Source organism: Billgrantia gudaonensis, assembly GCF_900100195.1.
Lineage (GTDB): Bacteria > Pseudomonadota > Gammaproteobacteria > Pseudomonadales > Halomonadaceae > Halomonas > Halomonas gudaonensis.
Map to the genome: position 1 here is coordinate 164,131 of NZ_FNES01000003.1, position 22,560 is coordinate 186,690.

The following is a 22,560-nucleotide window of genomic DNA, read 5'->3' on the forward strand; positions in this document are numbered from 1 at the left end:
GTCAACGGCCATCATGCCCCCTCAGCTTGCTTACTGCGAACGGTCCGTGGCAGCCAACTCGGCCGCAACCCTTCATACGATGGCGTCTTCGTTTCATTCCCGATGTGACGGGGTTCTTCACCGCCATGAGGTACATTGAATGCCAGGCGATCGAACGGAAGGAGCATCACGCGTGGCGGGATTGCGATGGACGCACTGATCACGGCCGCAAGCCGCGCACTCACGGCGGGCGATCCTCTCGGCGCATTGAACCGAGTGGCACTGCGCGACGATGCGCCGGCGCTTGCGCTGCGCGGGATCGCGATGGCACAGCTTGGCGATTTCGAGCGAGCGGAAGCGCTTCTGCGACGCGCCGTGCGCACCTTCGGTCCGAAAGAAGCCGTGGCTCGCGCAAGGTGCGTGGTCGCCGAGGCCGAGATCGCCCTGGTCTCGCGCGACCTCGCCTGGGCCGCGAAAGCACTCGACACGGCGCGGGCGACGCTCGAAGCGCACGGCGACCGAGTCAACGCTGCGCATGCGAGGTACCTCGAGGCCCGACACCTGCTGCTGATCGGACGCCTGGAAGCGGCAGAGCGGACGCTCGCCGGTCTCGATCCCACCCCTTTGCCGCCGGCAATGAGGACCGCCCACGAGCTCGTGGCAGCGGGCATCGCGATGCGCCGGTTGCAGACGAAAGCGGCGCGCGCGGCACTCGCCAGAGCCGAGAGCGTCGCGTACCACGCCGGGATTCCTGCACTCGTGGCGGAGGTCGACAGCGCATCTCACGTGCTGAACACGCCCGCCGCGCGCCTGATCGGGCAGGGCGAAGAGCGGCTCCTGCTGCTCGAAGAGGTCGAGACGTTACTGGCATCGAAGGCACTCATCGTGGACGCCTGCCGCCATGTCGTGCGGAGTGGGCACACGGTGGTCTCGCTTTCGAGACGCCCGGTACTGTTCGCACTCGCACGCCTGCTGGGCGAAGCCTGGCCGGAATGCGTGCCGAGGGACAGGCTCATTGCGCAAGCCTTTCGAACGGCATTCGCCGATGACTCGCATCGCGTGCGGCTGCGCGTCGAAGTCGGGCGACTGCGCACGGCACTATCGCCCCTGGCCGACGTACGCGCGACGAAGCAAGGGTTCGAGCTGGTGCCCCACAGCACCGGCGAAGTGGTGGTACTGGCACGGCCCATCGAAGAGAAGCATGCCGCGGTTCTCGCCCTGCTTGCCGACGGTGAGCCGTGGTCGAGCTCGGCTCTGGCACTGGCCCTTGGCACCAGTCAGCGCACCGTGCAGCGAGCCCTCGACGCCCTGGCGGCGGAAGGCAAGGCCCAATCGTTCGGCCACGGGCGGGCGCGTCGCTGGATGACCCCGCCCATGCCGGGATTCACGACAACCTTGTTACTCCCCGGTCCCTATCCAGGTAGCTAGGCTGGAGTCACCTACCCAGCAACCAGGACAGAAACATGAACCGCTCAACTGCCGACATCCTCCGCGAGTATGGCCCCTTCCCGGGTATCGATTGCGTGCATGGCGTCACGTACGACGGTCAGCACGTCTGGCTTGCCACCGGCGACACGCTGACCGCCCTCGATCCGGCGAGCGGGGAGACGTTGCGCTCGATCGAGGTCACCGCGAATGCGGGAACGGCCTTCGACGGGGAGCACCTGTTCCAGATCGCCGAAGATCGCATCCAGAAGGTCGATCCGCAGACCGGCCGCGTCGTCGACACCATCCCCGCCCCTGAAGGCGGCGTTTCGGGACTCGCGTGGGCCGAAGGAACGCTCTGGGTGGGCCGGTATCGGGATCGCACGATCCAGCAACTCGATCCCCGGTCGGGAGCGGTCCTTCGCACCATCGAATCCAACCGCTTCGTCACCGGGGTCACCTGGCTCGACGGCGAACTCTGGCACGGCACCTGGGAAGGGGACGAGAGCGACTTGCGGCGAATCGATCCGCAAACGGGAGAGCTCCTCGAAAGGCTCGAGCTGCCACCCGGCATGGGCGTGTCGGGGCTCGAGTCCGATGGCAACGATCGGTTCTTCTGCGGCGGCGGAGGCAGCGGAAAACTGAGAGTCGTGCGCCGGCCCGCTTGAAGTCACTCGGCCATGCGTCAATCGAGGTCGAGCGGATGGGATCCCATGTACGGAGAATCCAAAATAAAACGCGAAAGTCTTTGACCCACGCCTCTGGGCGTGACACTGTGGTCACTAGTTGGTTGGCAAGCAGCATGGTTTCAGAAGCACTCGAATTCTTTCGACCGCCTGTAATTATAATTCTTGTTTTACCCGCTACTCATCTGGGTAACACCAGAATTTTTGACAAGGCGCTAAGCGCGAGAGGATTCATCATGACGACTGGTACCGTAAAGTGGTTCAACGACTCCAAGGGTTTCGGCTTCATTTCTCCTGCCGATGGCAGCGATGACGTGTTTGCCCACTTCTCCGAAATTCAGGCTGAAGGCTTCAAATCCCTGCAGGAAGGTCAAAGCGTCTCTTTCGACGTGACCCAGGGCAAGAAAGGCCTCCAGGCTTCGAATATCAAGTCGCTCGCCTAATCACGAGCGCTCACGAACCTCTCCGGTTCGTCGAACGGGGCCCGCTGATGCGGGCCCCGTTTCGTTCACGCCTGTTTAACCGAGCTACCTTTCCGATCCGAATGCCAGACGATGGAAGCCTCAGCCCACTTCGGCGCATCGCACCAGGGCCTCGTCATCTCCCGGGACGATGACGCTCCGTCTCTTCACAATGCCCGCAAGATACGATCCGCTTCGGCGATGTCATGCTGGCCGTAAACGCGCACTCCCTCCTGCCGGAGGAGCGCCGTGGTGACGCCGACACCGGGTCGCCTATTACCCGAAAAGCTGCCGTCGTAAATGTCCGTACTACCGCAGGAAGGGCTATGTTCGGTCAGGACCGCCACCTTGATGCCATGCTGCCGACATCGCTGCAGTGCCAGGTAGGCTCCACGCACGAAAGCCTCGGAAAGGTGCTCTCCCTGTGAATCGACTACCCGAGCCGAGTCGCTCAATACGCCGGCACCATCGCCACCGATGATTTCCGCAGCCGCTCGGGGAGTGGGCAGACCTGCTTCCACTTCAGGACACACCGAGACCACCCGGCCCTCGGACTGCCAGCGCGTCAGAATGTCCGACGCCAGCGACTTGGCGCCGCCGTCATAACGAACCCGCCTACCCAGTAGGCAGGCACTCACCAAGACCTTCTCCATACCGCTTCCTCCACGACTCCTCGGGCAAAGATGGACCGGCATGCATAGCAACAATTCTCATGCGCATTGACGGCTTGCAAGCATTCGTGCATGCTCAGCCTATCGTCGTGCCCGGCAAGATTCGAGGTATCCCACGAGCCTGCGGCCTCGCCGATGACGGCCCCCCGCGCACAGAATGCCTGCTGACGCCACAAAAACGCCATTGGCCGGCAGTTCCCGAATGGATGCGGTGACTTTCATGGCAGATCCCGCCCAGCCCCAAAGCCAATCGGACCGCTCCACGACATCCGACCGAGCGCGATCATCGCGCAACGCCTGGCGCAGCGTCGGCGTGCTCGTCGCCGCCGGCTGCGTCGGCGGCCTGCTCTCCCTGCACCTGCCGCTGCCAATGGCAGGCACCGCCGCGCTCGTCGTCTTCTGCATCGGCCTGTGGGCAACGGCCGCCGTGCCCGAATACTGGCCGGCACTCGCGTTCTTTCTGATCGCCATTCTGTTCCAGCTGGCACCGGCTGAGACGGTGTTCTCGGGCTTTCACTCCTCGACCTTCTGGCTGTTCTTCGGTGGCATCGTGCTGGGGATCGCCATTCGCCATACGGGCCTGGGTCAGCGCATCGCACAGCTGCTTTCCAGCCGCCTTGGCAATACCTATGCCGGCATGATCGTGAGGGTCACACTGGCGGGGCTGGCACTGGCCTTCATCATCCCTTCCTCGATGGCCCGCATCTTCCTGCTGCTACCGCTGATCATGGCGATGGCCGACAGCCTCGGCTATCGACCCGGCTCGAATGGCAGAACGGGGATGCTGATCGCCGCCGTATTCGGCACCTGGGCCCCCGCGTTCAGCATCCTCCCCTCCAATGCACCCAACATGATCCTGTCCGGCATGGTGGAGAGCCTCTACGCTCAGCAGTTCTCATACGGCTACTACCTGCTTGTGCATTTCCCCGTGCTCGGCCTGCTGAAAGCCGTGGCCGTGGCACTGCTGGCGCTTTGGATGTTTCCCGACCGCGACCCCGTCGCCACGATCGATGGCGCGGCTCGTCCCGCCTCTTCCTCCCTGAGCGGGCCGGAGCGACGTCTCGTCGGCGTTCTCGTCGCCTGCATCCTCCTGTGGCTGACAGACGGCCTGCACGGCATATCGCCAGGCTGGGTCGCCCTGGCCGCAGCGCTCTACTGCTTGTTGCCGGCGTCTCGTCTCACCCCCGGCCAGTGCATCGACGAACGGATCAACTACGGTTCGCTGTTCTTCGTGGCGGGGATCATCGGCCTGGGAGCGGTCATTGCGTCGACGGGGCTGGGCGAGGCCGCCATGGACTGGACGGAGCGCCACGTGGCCTTCGCACACGACCAACCGCTATGGAATGCCCTCGCCTTGACGGCCATTTCCACCCTGTTCGCCATCGTCGTCAGCCTGCCCGGCGTGCCCGCCATCATGACCCCTGCCGCCGAAAGCCTGGCCGACGCGACCGGGCTCTCGCTGATGGCCGTGCTGATGACCCAGGTGCTCGCCTTCTCCAACGTGCTGTTGCCCTATCAGGCGCCCCCGCTGCTGGCCGCTCTGCACATGGCCCAGTTGCCCCTGGCGGCGGTGACCAAGTTCTGCCTGGCGCTGTTCGCGGTGGGCATCGTGGCGCTGGTGCCGCTGGAGCTGGCCTGGTGGTTCGTGCTCGGGTTGCTGTGACGTTCGGGTACGCCCCGGCCCTGGCACCGCCTGTCGTTCCGGCCTCTCCGGGATGGCTCGACTACCCGACAGAGCGGCGTTCGGCAGCCTCGGGCAGTTTGGCAATGACCTTGATTTCGAACTGAAAGCCATAGAGCCACGTCACCCCGATACCCGTCAGGGTAGGATATGGAGCCTCCCCCCAATATTCCGGCAGCACCTGCCAGACCGTATCGAGCGTGGATTCCGGATCGACGAGGAAGACGGTGACGTCGATGACATCGTCGAAGGTGCAGCCCGCCGCTGCGAGAATGGCGTTCAGGTTCGCGAAGGCGAGCCGGACCTGAGCCTTCAGCTCGGGTTCCGGTGAGCCGTCTTCACGGCTGCCGACCTGCCCCGAGACGAACAGGAAACCATTGGAGCGGATCGCCGGAGAGTAGCGGTTCCGTGCGTAGAGCGCCTGATGGGCAGGTGGGAAAACAACGTCACGTCTTGTCATGGATAACCTCCATCGGTAGGCCGGAACCGACCCGTTAGCAACGACAAGGTGACTCTAGGCGCTCACGGCCCAGTGGATAAACGCGCAACTTTGGTCATCACTGTTCGTAGAACCCAAACAATCCTCAACGGATCGGGAGTCTCGATGGACCGCTTCGACGCTATGCTGGCATTCGCCCGGGTGGTAGAGACCGGCAGCTTCACCAAGGCAGCCGAGACGCTGCACATGAGCAAGACCAGCGTGACGCAGCTGGTGCAACGCCTGGAGGCACGACTGCGCGTCCGCTTGCTCAACCGTACCACTCGCAAGGTCAACGTCACGGCCGATGGTGCCGCCTATTACGAGCGCGTCATCAAGCTACTGGCCGACGTGGAAGATGCCGAAACCAGCCTGTCCGACGCTTCCACCTCCCCTAGGGGACGGCTACGGGTGGACGTGCCCAGCCCGCTGGCGCGCACGATTCTGATACCGGCACTCCCCGACTTCCACGCCCGCTACCCCGATATCCAGCTCGACCTGGGAGTGAGCGATCGACTGGTGGATCTGATCGACGAAAGCGTGGATTGCGTCATCCGCGGCGGCGAGCTCACCAACCTCTCGCTGATGGCCCGGCGACTGGGCGATCTGCCGTTGGGGGTCTATGCCACGCCGGGCTATCTGGAGCGCTTCGGCATTCCCTGGCATCCGCAGGAGTTGGCCGGTCCTCATCACTGCATCGTGGGCTTCTCGTGGAGCCGCACCGGCAAGGCCTTTCCCTACGCCATGCACCACGACGGCGAGAGCGTCTCCGTGCAGGGCCGCTACCAGGTTGCGGTCGACGACGGCAATGCCTACCTTGCAGCCGGCCTGGCTGGCCTGGGCGTGCTGTGGCTGCCGAACTACATGGCCAGGGAACATGTGGCGAGCGGTGAACTGGTCACCCTGTTCGACGAGTGGGCAATCGAGCCCATGCCGCTGTATCTGGCCTACCCTCCCAACCGGCATGTCAGCACCAAGCTGCGCGTGTTCATCGATTGGATCAGCGACCTGATGGCAGGGCAGGCGACGAGCGGTGTACGCTGAGACCCGGCGATTCAGATCGTCCATGGGAATGCCTGTCCCTAATCGGGCCGATAACCGACTTCGATATGCGTCTCGCCCGACAACCGATAGATGGCGACGTGCTCATGCACATGTTTCAACACTCCTCATTGATTTCCCTCAGTCGACGCAGTGGGCAATTGTGGTGACAGCCACGAGAAAGTTCGCTCCAGAAAAACCCGGCCATGGTGCCGTTGCCACGCACCGTGAGCCATGATGACGTTCTCGGGATCGAAAGCGAGCAGGCGCTGGATGGCCGCACGCGCGGCGCGCCGGCGGATGGTGGACAACCGAACCTCGAGTGGGGCCTTTGGCGACGCCTCGGTAATGCTCCACAGGCGGGCAATGAACCGCTGCCATGGCGCCCAGTGGCGTACCAGGAATTCACGGCTCAGGGCCTCACTCAAATCGGCCAACAGGACGGTACGCGACGGCCGATGGAAGAACATCATCTCGTCGAGTAACGGGGAACCGCGAAACATCACGTGTTCGAGGGTGCCTTGCCAGGCATCCGGTGGCGTGTCTTCCAGAACGCCATCGAAGCGCAAATCCCGGCGCTTCCGAACCGTCGATGGCAAGCCCCACAATCGAGCCGCCGGAAACGCCGCCCGCCAATCCGCCAGGCCTAGATGATGAAGCTTATTGGGGCTGATTAGATGTGCCACAGGCCCTATCCCTGACACCTCGGTCATCAGTGCGTCGTCCAAGGGAATGGGCGACCACACCCATAAGGCGCCATTCGGCAAGCGGACGATCACACTGCGGGTGGGATAGGGAAAACCATAGAAACTGACGACGGGCCCTTCCGCTATCCATATATCGGCATCGACCCGTTCCAGCCGGGAAGGTTGAGACATCTCTTCCTCACGATCCAGAAGCGTGGCAGAAATGTGGGCCTCGCTGGAAACCATTCCGTATCGGCAAGCCCCGCCGCATGGCCCCCATGAGAGACACCGCTGACTCGACGAACGCGACCTAACGACGCAAGCCGGATTGCGTCACGAAAGGCGTTTCCAGAGTGGCGTGTCCAGTGATCAACTTGATCACCAGTACCGGAAGGAACCACTCCCAACCGGGTATCTCGGGTAGCCCCCAAACGGCCAGGAAGATCCCTCCACAGGCAGCCAGCTGCCCCGTAGGACGCTGTAAGCGCAAAGGCACCGTCAAAATGGCGATCCCCGCCAGAAGTAGATAGCCGTATGACACGGCGCCATACGTCACGGGCGAGTCACCGAACAGGCTGGCCACCAACATGATATGCACGCCATGCAAGGCCAGGAAACCGAAGTGCTGCCGGCCGCTCTGACCGGCACGATGATGCCAGCGCTTGGCGCTCGAAGTGGCATTGGCGAAGACCCCGCCAACGATATCGAGAGCGATCACGAACGCAATCGCGTATTCCCACCAAGCCCATGGCAACTGATGCCATGCCGCGTGGAAAACCACCCCAAGGGCGCCGACCCCGCCCGCAGCAAGCGTCACCCCCTGCTCCGCCGGCGTGGCACCGGGCCCCACGAGTCTGTCCCACCAGCCACGCCAACCGCGACGCGGTGGCGGATAGGACCAGTCGACGGTATTGTCGCGAACTCGCATGTCGATTTCTTATCCATCGGATGAATGCTCAATCCCTTCGCGCCGGATCGACAGGCTGTCTGAGCTAACGCCAAGGGAGCGTCTACCCTGCCCCTGAATCGGAGCAGGCCGCCTGGACTACGCCGGCGCTACGCGGAGGAAACCACGCACCAGGCGCACGACACGACCAGCGATGTCATCGATCTCGGCCTGCGTGCAGATCAGCGCCGGCAGCAGCCGAATGGTTTTATCTCGGGTGACGCTGATCAACAACCGCTGATCCGTCAACGCCTGGGTGACCAATTCAGTGCAGGAGCGATCCAGCACGATGCCCACCATCAGGCCGTGTCCCCGAATGGCGACGACGGCCGGCTGATCGGCCAGGCCTTCCCGCAGTGACCCAAGCAGCCGCCGCCCCATTGCTGCCGCATGAGGTACCAGCCGTTCACGCTCGATGATATCGAGCACTGCACAGCCCACCCGGCATGCCAAAGGATTGCCGCCGAACGTCGAGCCATGATTGCCCGGCACGAACAGCTCTGCCGCTTGGCCCTGCGCCAGACATGCCCCGATCGGAACGCCATTGCCCAACCCTTTCGCCACCGTCACGACATCCGGCAGCACATCCGCATGCTGATAGCCGAACCAGGCACCGGTACGGCCAAGCCCCGCCTGCACTTCGTCCATCATGAGCAGCCAGTCGTTCTCCTGGCACAGCCGCCGTAGGTCGCGAAGATATTCCGTCGAAGCGACCCGTACGCCCCCTTCGCCCTGCACGGACTCGAGTAGAATCGCCACGATGCCGCGGGTCTCTTGCGCAGCCTGTTGCAGCGCCTCGATGTCGTCGTATGGCACGCGCACGAACCCTGGCACCAGGGGCGCGAAGCCCCGCTGCACCGCAGGATTGCCGGTAGCGGCCAAGGTTGCGAGGGTGCGGCCATGGAAGCTGTTCTCCATGACCAGCACCTTGGGTGACACCACGCCTCTGCGGTACCCATGCAAGCGCGCCAACTTCAGCGCCGTCTCGTTGGCTTCGGCACCCGAGTTACAGAAGAAGGCACGCTGCATGCCGGAGAGCGCGCACAAGCGTTGCCCCAGGCGCTCCTGCCACTCGATGCTGTAGAGATTGGACGTATGTATCAGACGCTTGGCCTGATCGGCGATGGCCTCTGCAATTTCCGGATGTGCGTGTCCCAGTTTCGTGACGGCCACCCCAGCGATTGCATCCAGGTACGCCTCTCCCTCAGCATCCCAGAGGTAGGCTCCCTTCCCCTGTTCGAAGACGACGGGCTCGCGTGCATAGGCCTGCATCAGGTGGGGCGAAGGCTCAGCGCCCCGTAGTGAGTCGCAATATTCCACGTCGGGGTCTACGGGCAAGCTCATGATAGCGTCCTGAAGATGGGTTCCCTGCCGATGACGCGCATGCCATCGGGCCCCGTTTCCAACCAGCGCCGCTCGTCCTCGGCAGCCTGTAGCGACAGTTCGATACTCTCGCCACCGGCGAGCAACTCGGCGATCTCCTGGACCACGGCAAGTGCGCCGGGCACGTCCGTATCGAAATGACCCAGCAGGCGACCGTGCCGCCGAACGACGAGGCGATACATCGACATGATCAAAGCTCCTTCTTCTTAGCGAGCCGGGGCATGGGCCACGGCTCCTCCGGTATCCGCAGCAACGGAGATGTCCTCCTCAACCAGGCCATCCAGCCACGCCGAGAAAACCGTCCGAGACGCCGTCGTCAGCCGCTCGTCCAGTTGCTTCGCCTCATCGCGCAGCGTGTGTGGGTCGATGCCGGCCCCTTCCAGTTCGCAAGCGTGCCCCACCAGCCAGCGTTCGATCCCGTTCACGTCGGCTTCCAGGTGGAATTGCAGCCCCAGAACGTTGTGCCCGATCGAAAAGGCCTGATTGCGGCCGATAGCGGTGCTGGCCAGCCGGGCCGCGCCCTCCGGCATTTCGAACTGGTCACCGTGCCAATGCAGCACCGGCGTTTCGCCGAGCGGGGCCAGCACGGAGTCCTCGCCCTCGGGCGTCAGGGTAAGAGGGGCAAAGCCGATCTCCTTGACGCTCAGGGGCGACACCGTCGCCCCGCGTGCCCGCGCGATCAGTTGGGCTCCCAGGCAGATGCCGAGCAGAGGCCTACCGGAAGCCAAGCGCTGGCGCACGACGTTCAGCTCCCGCGCGAGGAAGGGGTAGCGCGCGTCATCGCAGGCTCCGATGGGACCGCCCAGCACGATGAGCAGATCGGCCCCTTGCACCTCGCTGCCACCGAGGTCATCGCAGGTAGGATCGAGGTATTTCACCGCATAGCCGCGCTCGAGCAGCACGGGCTCCAAGGTGCCGAGATCCTCGAAGTGGATGTGACGGAGTGCTAACGCTGTCTTCATGCTGGATACTCTTAGCCGGGAATGAAAAGAGATGACTCATGTAGAGGGCCAGAAATGGCTGTCGGGCAGGCGTCGGGCGCCATAGATGGCTTGCCCCACGCGCACGACCGTGGCGCCCTCCTCAATGGCGGTCTCGAAGTCGCCGGACATGCCCATGGACAGCTCGGCCACTCTGTCGCCTTCGGGCAGCGCCTGCCGAATCCGGTCCCGCAGTTCCCTGAGCCGAACGAAGCACTGCCGTACTCGAGACTGGTCCGACGACAGCAGGGCCAGCGTCATCAGGCCACGCACGCGCAGGGAGGAGTACGCCGGCAAGCGACGCACGAAAGCCTCGACCGCATCCGGCGCCAGACCGTACTTGCTCGACTCCCCCGAGGTGTTGACCTGGACGAAGACGTCGAGACCACGCCCCAGTGCCTGCAGGCGCCGGTCCAGCGCCTCGGCCACACGCAGGCTGTCGAGGGCCTGGAACTCCGAAGCGAAGCGTGCCACCAGCTTGGCCTTGTTGGTCTGAAGGTGGCCGACGAGAGACCATCGCAAACCCTCCAGGTCGGATAACGCCTCCCACTTGCGATACGCCTCCTGCACCTTGTTCTCGCCCAGCTCCCGGCATCCCGCCGCGACGGAGAGCCGGATTCGTGCCTCGTCCACGGTCTTGCTGATCGGCAGCAAACGCACCTCGGCAGGATCACGACCGACGCGTCGGCTGGCATCAGCGATGCGCTCACGGACGCTTGCCAGATTACGGGTGAAGTCCTCGACCGTTCTGGCTTGCGGATAAGGCGACGGATCATCGACGCCATGGGGGAAAGACGCACTCAAGACCAGGCCCTCCCAGGCAGATCAAAGCGAGGCTGTACGGGCTCGTGGCGGCCCTCTAGAATCTGACTATGTCAGATTTAAATATGTCATAGGACAAAATGCAAATCACCGGAACATCCGCCGCCGAAATCTTCGACAGCGTTCGTCTGCTGGCTCAATCGGGCCAACTGCAACCGGGGCAGTCGCTGCCGCCCGTGCGCGACCTGGCCATCCGGCTGGACGTCAACCGCAACACGGTGGCGGCTGCCTACAAGCGGCTGGTCGCCGCCGGGATCACCGTCACGCGAGGCCGCCTGGGTACGGTCATTCGCGAGCAGCCCAGGCTGGGCGAACAGGAAGGCACCGCGCACGACACGCCGCTCCACGACGTCGCGAGCGGCAACCCCAACCCCGACTGGCTGCCGGATCCGACCGAGGCAGTGGCCCGAATGCACTACCGACCGCGGCTGTATGGCGAGGCTACCGTCAATCCGGGCCTCGTCGACCATGCCCGCCAATGGTTCGCGGGGGAGGTCCCCGACAAGTACGAGATCGAACTCGCCCACGGCGCCGTGGATGCCATCGAACGCCTCCTGGCTGCACACCTCGTGGCCGGCGATCGGGTAGTCGTGGAGAACCCCTGTTTTCTGGGCAGCCTCAACCTGCTGCGCGTAGCAGGGCTGGAGCCGATCGGGGTACCGGTCGACCATGAGGGCATGAATGACGACGCCCTGGAGCGCGCCCTGGCCGGCGGCGCGCAGGCGATCATCCTGACACCGCGAGCGCACAACCCGACGGGATGCAGCCTGAGCGCCCCGCGCGCCCAGGCATTGAGACGGGTTCTAGAGCGTTACCCCCACGTGCTGATCGTCGTGGACGATCACTTTGCCCCACTCGCGAGCGCGAGCTATCACTCGGTGATTCCCGAATCGGCACCGCGCTGGGCGCTGATCCGCTCGCTCTCCAAGTCCCTGGGGCCGGATCTTCGCATCGCTTTCGTCGCCAGCGACCTGCAGACGGCTCAGCGCCTGCGCTTGCGTCTCGCTCCGGGATCGACCTGGGTCAGCCACCTGCTGCAGGACATCGCCCATGCCTGCCTGACCACCGAGGCCGTGGCATCGCAAATCGCCCTGGCACGCGAGGATTACGCTCGACGGCGCCACTACCTGGCGACCGCCCTGGCCGAGCGGGGCATTGCCGCCACCACGCCCGCCGACGGCCTGAACCTGTGGATACCGCTAGAGCAGGACAGTCACCCTTTCGTCTTCGCCCTGGCCAAGCGGGGCTGGCTCGTTCGCGGAGGCGAAACATTCAGCGTCGGCGAGTCCGTGCATGGACTGCGGATCACGGTATCGGAACTCGATGAGTCACACGCGGGGCAGCTGGCCACGGACCTGCGGGATAGCATCCGTGACGGCGAATGAGCCGTCGACGCGAAAGGCTATGGCAATACCGCCTCGGCTTCGATGGCGATCAGCCACTCCGGATCGGAAAGGCCGAACACGATCAGCCAGGTGGCGGCCGGTGGAGCGACGGGGAAGCGTTGCCGCAGCGCCTCCACCACCGCCTGCTGCTCATAGCGTGCGAATTCGGCCACATAGATTCTCAGCATCACCACCCGCAAGAGATCGCCACCCAGGCTCGACAGCAACCGTTCGATGTTGTCCAGCGCCGCCTCGGTCTGCTCGGCTAGGTCCGGGCCAGCCAGACGGCCTTCGGCATCGACCCCGACCTGGCCGGAAATCAGTACCCGGCTGTCCCCTTGCACCAGCACGGCCTGGCTATGACCATCGACCAGGGTGTCGGGCAGGTAGGGCGGATTCCGGGACTCACGTCTTACTTCATGCATGTCTGCCTCCTTGCAAGCGTAGCGGGAGACTTCCTCTCCTCGTTCGACAGTCGGAGCCGCAAGCCCGGCTCCGCTCGCTCGGCCGTCAGGCGCCAGCCGTGCGCCAAGGCAATCTCCTGGCAGATTGCCAAACCCAGCCCCGCTCCGTGGTCGCGCCGATGCGCGGCACGCCAGAAACGCTCGGACAGCCGGGGCAGCTGTTCCTCATCGACGCCGGGGCCTCTGTCCCGCACGGTGAGCGTGTCGCCCTGAATCTCGACGCGAACCGTCGTCTGCGCCGGGGCATGCTGAATGGCATTCTCGAGCAGATTCTTCAGCAAGGTGAAACAAGCCGCACGGTCCGCCCGCCAGGTCACGTCACCGACGGCTCGCACTTCCAGACGCACGCCGGCACTTTCCGCCATATGCTCCAGAAAGGAGACGACCTCACAGGCAACCTCCTGCATCGGCACGCCGGCGAAGTGGTAGTTGTGCACTTCGCTCGTTTCCGCCAGGAGCAGCAACTGCTGCACCTGACGGGTCATGTATTCAACATCGTTCAACAGCGCAGCGCGATCTTTCTTGCCACCCTCTATCAGCTCGATCTGAGCCCGGATCAGCGCTAGCGGCGTCTTGAGCTCGTGGGCCGCCGTGCCGAGGAACTCCTGCTGCACACGGTAGCCTCGTTCAAGACGCTCCAGGGCGCAATTGAAGCTATCCACGAGAGGAGCGATCTCCGCAGGAACCGCGCTCGTCTGCAGCCGGGCGTCGATGGAGCGCGGCGAGATGGCGGCGGCGGACTCCGACACGTCGCGCAGCGGCTTGAGCGTGTAGCGCAGGGTAATGTAGGCGCAAAAACCGAAGGCGATGAACAGAACGACGCCGAACACCGCCACGCCGGCAACCACGAGCGGAAAGGCAACCTTGTGGAGGAGATCCACGAACCTGGCGCTGGCCGCGAACTGCAGGTACCACGTCCGCCCATCGTGCTCGAGGGGCTCCGCCGCGCCGAAAAACGCTTTGCCCTCGTGCTCGAAGGTGAAGTTGCCCGGTGCCAATGGAGGCAGGTCGCCATCGCTCGGCCAGAACGTCTCTCCCGCACTGGAGACGACGGCCACGTTCCCGGTTTCGTCCAGAATCCGATACGCCGTTTCGCTCTGCGGGCCTTCGAACAGCCAGCCGAGTTCGTCCAGCCGGCGCGAATCGAAGCCTACGGGCTCGCCACTGCCGTCGAATTCGATATCGTTCGCCAGCCCCCGGGCCGCATCGGCCAAGTCCATCCTGGCCAGCATGTCGCTCTGCAGCAAAACGACCGCAGCGATCACGAGCAGCGTAATGCTGAGCAGCATGCCCGCCGCATAGGCCAGCAGAACCTTCAGGCTCAGGCTATTGAGCGGCATCGTCTTCACGAAGCGCATACCCCAGCCTCCAAGCCGTCGCATCCTGCACGCTGTCGATGCCGTCGGCCGCATTCCTCCCAGAAGCTGCTCGCTCTCTTGCTCGCGTATGCTTCATCCATCGGTGCCACTCCTGTTGCCCCAGTTTCCGCTGTCAGCGGCCCACTATTCGTCTGACACAGCGGCTATCCGTCACCGGTGACCTCGCGGATGCTGTCGAGGAGATCGAGAAAATGAGGATTCCAGGTCAGCCGGGCATGGTATTTTCCCGCTACGACATGGCCCCATGCTCCAAACCACAGGTTGTCGAGATCATCGGGAGGGGAAAGGTCGTTTTGGCCGTTTTCCAGCATGAGGTAGCTACCCTCTTCACCGTAATAAGTATTCTCGGGCGCAAATAACACACTCATGTGCGAAAAGGTGCTGATGCGTCGGTCGGGCAGACGACTGGCAAGGGCGGTGACGCGAGGATCGTCAAGTTCCTGCGGAGTATCGCCGTACCAGACGAAGCGTGACTGCTGATTGGGAAAGCGGGTTTGAAAGGCATCGAGCGTCGCGTTGGGATCGAGGACGCTATCATGCTGGCTCATGGTGATCAGGACGGGTTTATCAAAGCGCGTGGCCTCGAGTTTTTTCTGTACGACACCGACCGAGCGGTAATAAAGAGCTGCCCCGTGCGTTGGAAGAGACTGGTAAGTGGCGATATTGTCTTCGTCATCGATATCGACCCAATCCCACAAATGGGAAATGATCGGGGCGAGAAACAGGTAGCCATTATCGGGATGAAGCCCCGGGGAGAACAGCAGCAGCCCGGCGACATCCTCGTCCGTTAGCGCATGGGAAGTCACCAGGTTTGCGCCGGTCGAGAAGCCGCCAAGCCAAAGTTCCTCGACTTCGGCTGACAGCAGGCCGGCATGATGAGCGACGATGTTTTCCCAATCATCAAAGTCGGGCAGCATCAGATCGGCAGGACGGCTGCCGTGCCCGGGAAGCAGGATCGAGCGGACCAGCCAGCCGTCATTCGCCATGGCAGTGGCAATATCGCTGAAATACCAGGGACTCGCGCCCAGTCCATGAACGAACAGAATGCCTCGCTTGGCCGGTTTGTCGGGGCGAAGTTCGAACGGCGTGTTGAGCTGTATTTCGACGTTTCGGTCGTCACTAAGGAAGACACGATTATCGGCAATCCAGGCGCGATTCGCACTCACATACTGATCGAAGCTGTCCTGATCGTAGGCAGGCAGGCTATCTGAAGGCTGGAAAAGTGGGGAGTCCGGCGGCAAGGCGCAGGATACCAGCCCCACGAGAGAAACAAGCAGTAAGCAAAGGCGGCTAAGCATGACCCCTCCATCAAGGTGTGCTTGTCATCCAGCAAGCAGCACTCTCAAGCTGACGCTATTCAGCGGCATCGTCTTCCCGCAGCGCATAGCCCATCCCCCTGACGTTGACGATCCGCTGGCGCGAACCGATAGCAAGCAACTTGCGGCGCAAACGATGCAGGGCCACGTCCAGCGCATTCGGCGTGACCGCCTCGCTCAGCCCCCAGGCAGCCGCCTCCAGTGCGCTGCGTCGCACGACCTCTCCAGGCTTTTGCAGGAGCAGTTGCATGATGTGCCGCTCCGCCGGGGCGAGGGTGACGCTTTCATCGCCGCTGTATAGACACCCGGCTTCGGGCCGCAGGGTGAGATCGCCATGACTGGGATCCTGCGAGTGGAACGCCACGGGCCGGCGCAGCAGTGCCCGGACGCGCGCCACCATCTCGTCCATGGCGAACGGCTTGGGCAGATAGTCATCGGCACCGGCCTCGAGGCCTTCCACGCGGTCATGCAACGCATCGCGCGCCGTCAGCACGAGACACGGCACACCCAGGCCGGCGCTGCGCAGCTTGTGCAGCAGGATGAGGCCATCTCCGTCCGGCAGGCCCCTATCGAGAACCAGTGCCTGGTAGGGCATCTGCTGAATGGCCGCCCATGCGGCGTCGATGCGGTCGGCCACATCGACGGCAATACCGGCGGCCACCAGCCCCTGGCGCATCAGCCGGGCCAGACGGTCGTGGTCCTCGATCAACAGTATTCGGCTCATCAGAAGCGGTAGAGATAGCCAATGGACACGCTGTTGACGGTCGAGCGATCCACCAGCGGACTGTCCTGGATCTCGTCCGCCAAGCTTTCGACTTCGACATTCATCAGCACGGAATGGTGGGCATCGAACCGGTAGACGCCGCGCACGCCCAGCTCGACATTGACCCCGGATTCCCCAGCATAGGCGGGACGGCCGATGCGAACCTCATCGTCACGCACACCGAAATAGTAATCGATGGTGTTCTCGTCCTGCCAGCTCGCCCCCAGGTGCGGGGTGATCAGAACATGATTGCCGACCTGCCACGTTCTCTCCAGGCCGAGATCGACACGCTGGCCGTCGCTGTTGCCAGAGGCATCCGCCAGCCATTCGGCGCTGACATCGAACAGATCGCTGCTCCACGCCATCTTGGCCCCCGCCCAGATGCCGCCCTCGCGCTCGCTCATGCCGTCGAGAATCGGAGCATCGTCGTCCTCGTAGCCGCTACCGTCGTACTTGGCGACGACGGCGAAGTCGAGCGCCTGGGAATCGTCGATATCGAGCCCCGGAAGCTTGAACTCGACTCGGGGGCCGAAGAGGTGCACGTATCGGTTCTCGACCTGAAGCAAGGGGATCGGCATGTTGTCCCGATCGATATCGGTGTAGGGCTTCTGGGCACTCACTACGCCGAGACCCAGCGCCCAGGACGTGGGCGACGTCCCGTCGTCAGCCGGCTCATCGGCCACGGCCGTGAAAGACGCGCAGAGTCCAGCGCCCATCATGGAAATGGCGACCATACGCAGGGCAGAACCCAGAGCTGTCGAGGTCGACGGATGCGGTAGCGGCATGGTCAACTCCTCACGGTAGGTGGAAGGAGCGATCACTCTCGCAGCCGTTCACTTACCGAGAACTTACCGAAACCCTAGAGCGCTTCGCACCGCGCTTGGCCCGGCTCGACCCGAAACGGGCCGTTTGCCAGTCAAGCCAGGCCGCAGCAAGCCTTGCACTTGCGCCCGCTGCCGCAAGAAGACACCGACGGCACGCCCGTCGCCGTCGGCACCCAAATCCCAGCCCTGATGCGTTCCGTTTCGGCTTGATGGGGCCTGCCTGAGCATCCCATACCCGGGTTCACTCGACAGCGCTGCGGCCCCGTGATATGCCTCCAGTGTGCTTACCGCAGCGCCGAGGTGACAGTCATGGCCTTCCATAACCCGGATCCGAAAATGCGTGAAATCGAGCAGCGCAATGCCCGGTTGCGTGCCGGATTCTTTGCCAAGCTATTGGGCGGTGCCTGGCGGTGGATCTCGCAACGCCTTGTCGCGCCGTTGAGCCGGCAACGTCGGCGTCAGCCCCGAGGCTGATCCGCTGCGCTTCGAGTATGCTCCGGAGTGAAGCGGTGAGTCTCTCACCCTCCCTGTCCCTCTCGCAGCAGGTGCACGTAGGCGATGACGCCCTGCACCTCAGACACTCATGGGATAGGTGAACAGCAGCAGGTGGGTGAGGTTGAGGCCCCAGTGCACCAGCACCGCCCAGACCAACCGCCCCGTCCACAGATAGACCAGCCCGTAGAGCAGGCCGGCGCCGGTGGCGACCAGCACGAAGGCGACGCCACCCGGGAAATGGGCGATGCCGAACAGCGCACTGGCCACCGCCAGAGCCACGACGGCGCCCCAACGGGCCGTGAGCCAGCGCTGCAGCAGGCCGCGGAACAGCAGCTCCTCGGCCAGGCAGGTATTGAGCAGGTTGGCGACCGCGAAGACCCAAAAGCCGGTGGACAAGCCCGGCCGCCAGTCGACCAACCCCAGTGCCGCGGCCAGCGCCATCAGCAGACTCACCCCGACCGCGATGCACAGGGGCAACGCCCAGGGCGGCAGCCCCCCGCGCGGCGCCTGGCTACGCCCGAACAGCGGCACCCAGCCGAGCAGCGCCCAGGCCACCAGCACCTTGTCGTGGTTGAAATAGAGGCTGAAGGGCACGCTACCCTCTTTCAACACGGCTTGCTCCGCCATGATCAGCCCTTCATGGCCGGGGAAGGCGTGCAGCACCAGGGCCGTGCTGGCTACCAGCCAGACGACGACCCGCGCGGCCTGCGCCAAGGGCGGCAGCCGCTGCCCCTGCATCCAGGCAGTGAGTGCCACATAGCCCAGCGCCAGCAGCACGAACGACCCAGTCGCATAGCCGACCAGCCCCGCCAGCAGCAGCACGCCCAGCGCCCCGCCATGACGCCAACGCGGCTCGGCACATAGGCCGAACAGAACCAGGATGAGAGAGTAAGCGATACCAAAGGCGAGCATCCGGCCTCCCTGCCGTCATCCATGCTCGAGCGAGCAGATGGCTGCACCGATCAAGCCAGCCCGCAGCAGGCCTTGAGTTTGCGGCCGCTGCCGCACGGGCAGGGCGCGTTGCGGCCGGGCTTGAGCCGATGGACGGCGGGGTTGCCATCGAGGTAGAACCAGCGCCCCGCCTCGCGCACGAAGCGCGACGACTCCTCCAGCACCGACCAGCGCCGCCCCTCCAGGAATGTCGCACGGAAATGCACCCATCCCCGCTCGTCATCCTCGCCGCTTTCGAGCACCTCGAGACGCTTCCAGACGGTCGCAGAGTCGTCCAGTTCCAGGCTCGAAGGCCGGGTGCTCGGGTGCCAGGTCGCCAGCAGGTAATCGGCAAGCTCGAGCACGAAGGCGCTGTAGCGCGAGCGCATCAGCGCCTCGGGGGTCGGCGCCGGCTCGCCGGCGTGATAACGCCCGCAGCAGCCAGCGAGCGAACTACCGTTGCCGCAGGGGCAAGCGGTGCGGTCGGAGTGTGTCATGCAAGGCGTAACCTTCTGTGTTCCATCCGTACTGGGTTTTCGTTGCCGCACGAGCAGGCCGGCTCACCGGCAATGAAGGAAGCGAGAGGCAGCAGGCCAAGCACAATAAGACAGCGGTCACGAGGCCAACGTGTCGAAGCGCTGGATCTCCTCTGGTGGCAGGCGATGGGTTTCGCGAGCGACGTTGGCCTGCATGCTAACTCGGGCCACCTCACGCAGGGCCTCATCGACAGCTTTGTGCTGGTGGGTATTGAACCACTCCAGCACCTCGGCCAGGTGCCAGAGTGCGGCGCGGCCCTCATGCAGCGGCAACGGAAAGGTCGCCAGGTGTGACTGCAGCAACTTGCGCATATTCTGGCGGCTGAACGCAAACAGCTCTGCGATATCCGTCATCCCTACCAGGTCGGGGCCGGCTTCGATCAGGCGAGCCTCTGGTATGGCACGCTTCACATCCGCCATGGCACTGGAGATCGCCTCGTGGGCCGAAGCCGCTTCACGTGAAAACTCCAGAGCCAGACGGCCTTTCTGCCCGAGCCCAACCAGCGCATCGTCACAACCCGCCTCAAAGAGGCAGGATTCCAGCGCCTCCATATCGAGCGCATCAGGAACGGCAAATTTCAGGGTAAAGTCGTAAAGGGTCATGGTTCGTCGTCCTCCTCGGAGGATGGGCCACCCGTACAGTTGTCGACGACACGACGCAGCTGCCTGGCATGGTTGGCTGGGTTCTTCGGCGTGCTCCATACGCTCACGATACAGAACTCGCCACAGCGGCATTCCGTGTCGTTATAGGGGCAGTACAAACGCCCCCAAGCATGTCCGGACGCCGGCTCAACCCGCCAACCGTGCGCCTCGGCATACACCAAAGCTGCTTCGACTTCCTTCTTGCTATGGCGAGAACGTGTCATCCAAGCTCCTGACGCCAGCATAGGGTGCAATCCGGAAGGTTGTCAATTGACAACCTTATGCGCCATATCATCCCGAGAGAAATAAGGGGCTGCCCCTGATGTCGGATCAGAACCAATCATCAGGCCGTGGCCGCAAAGGCCGGATGGTAGGCGACTTCGCCCTGGGGGAAGTCGTCGCCCCAAGCGAGGGCCATGAAGTATTCCTGCGACACCCCGGGCAGGATGAGCCCCGGCACCACTCGAAAACCGAAGCGCGAGTAGTAGCTCGGCTCACCCAGCACCACGCAGCCCCGGGCGCCACGCTCCCGCAGGCGTGCCAGGCACGCCTCAACCAGCGCCGAACCGATGCCCCTGCCCTGCCACGCCGGCAGTACCGATACCGGCCCCAGCCCGAACCAGTCTGGGGAGCCGTCCGAAATCGACACCTTCGAGGCCGCCACGTGGCCCACCACCGCGCCATCGCACTCGGCGACCAGCGACACGGCCAGCGCGCCCGCCTCGCGCAGCGCCCGCACGATATGCTGTTCGGCATGATCGCTGTGCGGCGCCTCGCGGAAGGCCGCCACGGTAACGGTCTCGATGGCCTCGCCGTCGCCGGGCGTTTCTGGGCGGAGAGTGGGTTGCGGTGTCGCCATGGGCAGCGCTCCTCAGAGCCGAATCGTTCCTCGCAGATAGGGAGCCACCTGTCCGATGAGGATGACCCGGTCACCCACCCATTCGCAGGTCAATTGCCCCTGGCGGGCGCCCCCTTGCCGGGCCGTCAGCTTCGTCTTGCCCAGCCGCCCGGCCCAGTACGGCACCAGCGAAGTATGAGCCGAGCCCGTCACGGGGTCCTCCTCGACGCCGACCTTGGGCCCGAACCAGCGCGAGACGAAGTCGAAGTCCCGCCCCGGTGCCGAGACCGCTACACCGCGCCCCGGCAACGTCGCCAACTTGGCCATGTCCGGCACCAACGACGCGATCGTGGTCTCGTCCTCCACCGCGACGAGAATGTCGTCGGTCATCACGACATCGCCTTGCGCCAACCCCAGAGCAGCCAGCACCGGCTCGGGATCTGCCATCGGCTCGGGCCGCTTGGCGGGAAAATCCATCGCCAAGCCTTCCTCCGTGCGGCTGACCCGTAGCTCGCCGCTGCGGGTGGCGAAACGCAGCGTCTCGCCCGCCTCGCCCAGTTCGTTGAAGATCACCCAGGCGCTTGCCAGGGTGGCGTGCCCGCACAGGTCGACCTCAGCCACCGGCGTGAACCAGCGCAAGCGATACCCCGCTCCCTCGCGCACGAAGAAGGCGGTCTCGGACAGGTTGTTCTCCGCCGCAATGGCCTGCAGGGTGGCATCGTCCAGCCACTCGGTCAGCGGGCATACCGCCGCGGGATTGCCCTCGAAGGGACGACGCGCGAAGGCGTCCACCTGGTAGAGATCGATTTCCATGGAATCCTTGAAGCCTATGTTGGAGACACTACCCAACCAGCGGGCAGCATCATCGTGGTGATCGTTCACGGAGGCGGTCTACAGGTGACGCCCGAAGAAATCGAGCAGCAACTCGTGGTGACGATTCTCGCCCTCGCTTCCTGGCAGATGATCCTCGCCTTCGTAGTAATGGACCTCCGGCTGCCGCCCGTGGGCCTGGAGCCGCTTCTCCAGTCGCCTCGTCATCTCCACCGACCACATGCGATCACTGGTGCCGTGGGAAAGGAACAGTGGTCCACCATAGCGTTCCACCTCGATTGGCGTGGTGGGCAGCAGTCCTTCTTGGGAACCTCTCCATGACCAGGCGCGTTTGCCGACATCCCAGGCTTGCCAGCCTGGATCACCCGAATCGCGAAAGCTGCGCGCATCGAAAGCGCCGCAGACGACATCCGGTGGACTATGAGCGGCAATGGCCTCAGGCAGCCTCTCGGCGCCCTCTTTAGCCATCAGCGATGCCAGCAGCAGAGCATGCTCGGCGCCACGCGAAACGCCGTACAGGCCAACACGAGGCCCAACGAAGGGGAACTCACGCAGTGCTGCCAGCGCTTCTACGCTGCGATCAAGTGGACAGTCGACGATGTGCCCAGCATTCCAGGCATTGCCGCCGCTGGAGTAACCGAAAGGAAAGGCCAAAAAGCCATGGGCAGCAAGAATCGCTGCGTTGCGGTGACTCCACCCCGACCAGGCCCCTTCCGAGCCGTGCAGCACCATGACGGCGGGGAAAGGCCCTTCACCGGGAGGTCCATAGGTGGTGCCCCACTCCGGTATCAGGCGCCGGACGATTTGCAGTGGCATACGCGTTCTCTCTCCTTGATCAACGCTAGGTCCATATAGGCCAACACCTACCCTTACGTTCTACAGTAGACCGAACGAGGCTCTGAAATCTCCGGTCGACGA

26 protein-coding genes are annotated in these 22,560 nt (G+C 63.9%); 7 read left to right on the forward strand and 19 right to left on the reverse strand.

Annotated elements, in window-relative coordinates; genetic code table 11:
• Positions 1–186 precede the first annotated feature (186 nt).
• From BLP96_RS04745 to BLP96_RS04755, 3 genes are all read left to right on the forward strand, one after another.
• Positions 187–1,407, forward strand: coding sequence for a tetratricopeptide repeat protein (locus BLP96_RS04745; protein ID WP_089683662.1), 1,221 nt, complete (start codon positions 187–189; stop codon positions 1,405–1,407).
• A gap of 35 nt (positions 1,408–1,442) precedes the next feature.
• The gene (locus tag BLP96_RS04750; RefSeq protein ID WP_089683664.1) at positions 1,443–2,072 is read left to right on the forward strand and encodes a Vgb family protein; all 630 of its coding nucleotides are present in this window, start codon (positions 1,443–1,445) and stop codon (positions 2,070–2,072) included.
• A gap of 254 nt (positions 2,073–2,326) precedes the next feature.
• Positions 2,327–2,533: a cold-shock protein gene (locus BLP96_RS04755; protein WP_089683666.1), complete on the forward strand. Its 207-nt coding sequence runs from the start codon at positions 2,327–2,329 to the stop codon at positions 2,531–2,533.
• 185 nt (positions 2,534–2,718) lie between these two features.
• Here the strand turns inward: BLP96_RS04755 and BLP96_RS04760 are convergent, their stop codons facing one another.
• Entirely contained in the window at positions 2,719–3,204 is a 486-nt protein-coding gene (locus BLP96_RS04760) for a 2-thiouracil desulfurase family protein (protein WP_089683667.1), read from the reverse strand.
• Positions 3,205–3,442: 238 nt separating this feature from the next.
• Between BLP96_RS04760 and BLP96_RS04765 the strand changes: the two genes are divergently transcribed.
• A complete protein-coding gene (locus tag BLP96_RS04765; RefSeq protein ID WP_089684070.1) occupies positions 3,443–4,885 on the forward strand; it encodes an SLC13 family permease in 1,443 nt (480 codons plus the stop codon).
• Between the two features lie 61 nt (positions 4,886–4,946).
• On the opposite strand, the gene BLP96_RS04770 is transcribed toward BLP96_RS04765, so the two are convergent.
• Positions 4,947–5,363: a RidA family protein gene (locus tag BLP96_RS04770; protein WP_089683669.1), complete on the reverse strand. Its 417-nt coding sequence runs from the start codon at positions 5,361–5,363 to the stop codon at positions 4,947–4,949.
• Between the two features lie 144 nt (positions 5,364–5,507).
• Between BLP96_RS04770 and BLP96_RS04775 the strand changes: the two genes are divergently transcribed.
• A complete protein-coding gene (locus tag BLP96_RS04775) occupies positions 5,508–6,425 on the forward strand; it encodes a LysR family transcriptional regulator (RefSeq protein WP_089683671.1) in 918 nt (305 codons plus the stop codon).
• A 125-nt stretch (positions 6,426–6,550) separates the two neighbouring features.
• Here BLP96_RS04775 and BLP96_RS04780 read toward each other — a convergent pair whose 3' ends face one another.
• The 6 genes from BLP96_RS04780 to BLP96_RS04805 form a co-directional block, all read right to left on the reverse strand.
• A complete protein-coding gene (locus BLP96_RS04780) occupies positions 6,551–7,354 on the reverse strand; it encodes a DUF4336 domain-containing protein (protein WP_245682164.1) in 804 nt (267 codons plus the stop codon).
• 64 nt (positions 7,355–7,418) lie between these two features.
• The gene (locus BLP96_RS04785; protein WP_143005072.1) at positions 7,419–8,036 is read right to left on the reverse strand and encodes a hypothetical protein; all 618 of its coding nucleotides are present in this window, start codon (positions 8,034–8,036) and stop codon (positions 7,419–7,421) included.
• 117 nt (positions 8,037–8,153) lie between these two features.
• Complete coding sequence (locus BLP96_RS04790; RefSeq protein ID WP_089683676.1) at positions 8,154–9,398, reverse strand: aspartate aminotransferase family protein; 1,245 nt, start codon at positions 9,396–9,398, stop codon at positions 8,154–8,156.
• Complete coding sequence (locus tag BLP96_RS04795; RefSeq protein WP_089683678.1) at positions 9,395–9,625, reverse strand: hypothetical protein; 231 nt, start codon at positions 9,623–9,625, stop codon at positions 9,395–9,397. The genes BLP96_RS04790 and BLP96_RS04795 overlap by 4 nt, the downstream gene beginning before the upstream one ends.
• A gap of 18 nt (positions 9,626–9,643) precedes the next feature.
• Positions 9,644–10,399 (reverse strand): glutamine amidotransferase, encoded by a 756-nt coding sequence (locus BLP96_RS04800; protein WP_089683680.1) that lies wholly within the window; start codon positions 10,397–10,399, stop codon positions 9,644–9,646.
• A 36-nt stretch (positions 10,400–10,435) separates the two neighbouring features.
• Entirely contained in the window at positions 10,436–11,221 is a 786-nt protein-coding gene (locus tag BLP96_RS04805; RefSeq protein WP_089683681.1) for a YggS family pyridoxal phosphate-dependent enzyme, read from the reverse strand.
• A 98-nt stretch (positions 11,222–11,319) separates the two neighbouring features.
• Here BLP96_RS04805 and ptsJ point away from each other — a divergent pair, with 98 nt between their 5' ends.
• Positions 11,320–12,624, forward strand: a complete 1,305-nt coding sequence (gene ptsJ, locus BLP96_RS04810; RefSeq protein WP_089683684.1) for a MocR-like B6 salvage transcription factor PtsJ — start codon at positions 11,320–11,322, stop codon at positions 12,622–12,624.
• Between the two features lie 17 nt (positions 12,625–12,641).
• On the opposite strand, the gene BLP96_RS04815 is transcribed toward ptsJ, so the two are convergent.
• The 5 genes from BLP96_RS04815 to BLP96_RS04835 form a co-directional block, all read right to left on the reverse strand.
• Positions 12,642–13,049: a Rid family hydrolase gene (locus BLP96_RS04815; protein ID WP_089683685.1), complete on the reverse strand. Its 408-nt coding sequence runs from the start codon at positions 13,047–13,049 to the stop codon at positions 12,642–12,644.
• Positions 13,037–14,446 (reverse strand): sensor histidine kinase, encoded by a 1,410-nt coding sequence (locus BLP96_RS04820; RefSeq protein ID WP_089683687.1) that lies wholly within the window; start codon positions 14,444–14,446, stop codon positions 13,037–13,039. The genes BLP96_RS04815 and BLP96_RS04820 overlap by 13 nt, the downstream gene beginning before the upstream one ends.
• 164 nt (positions 14,447–14,610) lie before the next feature.
• Positions 14,611–15,765 carry an alpha/beta hydrolase gene (locus tag BLP96_RS04825; protein WP_089683689.1) on the reverse strand — a complete coding sequence of 385 codons (1,155 nt, stop codon included), beginning with the start codon at positions 15,763–15,765 and terminating at the stop codon, positions 14,611–14,613.
• Between the two features lie 55 nt (positions 15,766–15,820).
• On the reverse strand, positions 15,821–16,492 hold the full coding sequence (locus BLP96_RS04830; RefSeq protein WP_245682165.1) for a response regulator transcription factor: 672 nt from the start codon (positions 16,490–16,492) through the stop codon (positions 15,821–15,823).
• Between the two features lie 14 nt (positions 16,493–16,506).
• Positions 16,507–17,331: a MipA/OmpV family protein gene (locus BLP96_RS04835; RefSeq protein WP_089683693.1), complete on the reverse strand. Its 825-nt coding sequence runs from the start codon at positions 17,329–17,331 to the stop codon at positions 16,507–16,509.
• A gap of 348 nt (positions 17,332–17,679) precedes the next feature.
• Here BLP96_RS04835 and BLP96_RS20090 point away from each other — a divergent pair, with 348 nt between their 5' ends.
• Positions 17,680–17,844, forward strand: coding sequence for a hypothetical protein (locus BLP96_RS20090; RefSeq protein ID WP_176761463.1), 165 nt, complete (start codon positions 17,680–17,682; stop codon positions 17,842–17,844).
• 99 nt (positions 17,845–17,943) lie between these two features.
• Here the strand turns inward: BLP96_RS20090 and BLP96_RS04840 are convergent, their stop codons facing one another.
• The 6 genes from BLP96_RS04840 to BLP96_RS04870 all read right to left on the reverse strand — a co-directional run bounded on the left by BLP96_RS04840 (position 17,944) and on the right by BLP96_RS04870 (position 22,458).
• On the reverse strand, positions 17,944–18,777 hold the full coding sequence (locus tag BLP96_RS04840; RefSeq protein ID WP_089683695.1) for a CPBP family intramembrane glutamic endopeptidase: 834 nt from the start codon (positions 18,775–18,777) through the stop codon (positions 17,944–17,946).
• 50 nt (positions 18,778–18,827) lie between these two features.
• On the reverse strand, positions 18,828–19,292 hold the full coding sequence (locus BLP96_RS04845) for a YchJ family protein (RefSeq protein ID WP_089683696.1): 465 nt from the start codon (positions 19,290–19,292) through the stop codon (positions 18,828–18,830).
• A gap of 117 nt (positions 19,293–19,409) precedes the next feature.
• Positions 19,410–19,934 carry a helix-turn-helix transcriptional regulator gene (locus tag BLP96_RS04850; protein WP_089683698.1) on the reverse strand — a complete coding sequence of 175 codons (525 nt, stop codon included), beginning with the start codon at positions 19,932–19,934 and terminating at the stop codon, positions 19,410–19,412.
• Positions 19,935–20,316: 382 nt separating this feature from the next.
• Positions 20,317–20,832 (reverse strand): GNAT family N-acetyltransferase, encoded by a 516-nt coding sequence (locus BLP96_RS04860; protein ID WP_089683702.1) that lies wholly within the window; start codon positions 20,830–20,832, stop codon positions 20,317–20,319.
• 12 nt (positions 20,833–20,844) lie between these two features.
• Positions 20,845–21,624: a PhzF family phenazine biosynthesis protein gene (locus BLP96_RS04865; protein ID WP_089683704.1), complete on the reverse strand. Its 780-nt coding sequence runs from the start codon at positions 21,622–21,624 to the stop codon at positions 20,845–20,847.
• Between the two features lie 78 nt (positions 21,625–21,702).
• The gene (locus BLP96_RS04870; protein ID WP_089683706.1) at positions 21,703–22,458 is read right to left on the reverse strand and encodes an alpha/beta hydrolase family protein; all 756 of its coding nucleotides are present in this window, start codon (positions 22,456–22,458) and stop codon (positions 21,703–21,705) included.
• Between the last annotated feature and the right edge of the window lie 102 nt (positions 22,459–22,560).